The sequence below is a fragment of the Vibrio sp. 378 genome, from assembly GCF_033339435.1.
In genome coordinates this window covers 1-823 of record NZ_JAWOUO010000351.1, presented here as the reverse complement: position 1 = coordinate 823, position 823 = coordinate 1, and the positions used below count along the sequence as shown (strand labels likewise).

The following is an 823-nucleotide window of genomic DNA, read 5'->3' as shown; positions in this document are numbered from 1 at the left end:
TTTACAGCTTAAATACCAAATGCGATCGCTACATTCGTATGCAGTTGTTATTCACCACAGGCATTAAAAAAGCGGAACAAGAACATTTGACCTTGTTTGAAATGTGCCAGAACAGAGATATTGATGGCGCAAAATATCTGTTGAAAAAACACATTCTAGAAGCAGGTACAGCTATTCGTAACTTGCTGTTAGAAAGACAGAACCCAAATAACTAAACAGATAACTTAGGGGAATCACGGATGAATGTTGGACCTAAATTTCTGTTGGCGGCGCTGCGACAAAAAATAAAAGACGAAGGGCTGTGTTACAGCTCTTTATCAGAGAAAAGTGGCATTCCTCTCTCGAGTATTAAACGCCACCTTCACAATCCCTCTCTCGGATTGGATAAAATTCTCCTCTACCTAAACTACCTAAATACTGACCTCATCGAGCTAGCCAATTTAGCCAATCAACTCCAGCATGAAAACGAACAAATGCTGACGGATGAACAAAGTGCACTCTTTCTCGAACACCCTTACCTCCTCGACTTCATCTATATGGTGACATCTCGAAATCTTGAGCCGAAAAAGATTGCGGAAATGTACAACCTAACGGAGACAAGCCTGCGTTTTTATCTCCGCATTGCTGAGATTCTCGGTTATGTGGAAGATTTTGGTGATGGTTTGTTTTATCGCTCCGGCCGCCGATTTTTGATGGAAGAAGGCTCAGATCTCGACTCTCTATTTCGTGAACGTTTTCAGATAGAATCACTTTCGCATGAAGTCAGCCCCGGTATTTGTATTGGTCGTATTCGTCTGACCGAAGCGCAGCGATTGCAGTTAGA

At 42.3% G+C, this 823-nt stretch carries 1 protein-coding gene and 1 pseudogene; both read left to right on the top strand.

Features of this window, described 5'->3' with window-relative positions; genetic code table 11:
- A pseudogene (locus tag R7Q48_RS26215) lies at positions 1-215 on the top strand (GntR family transcriptional regulator); the annotation flags it as partial.
- Between the two features lie 24 nt (positions 216-239).
- The coding region (locus R7Q48_RS26210; RefSeq protein ID WP_318133113.1) for a transcriptional regulator at positions 240-823 on the top strand (584 nt) is incomplete at its 3' end.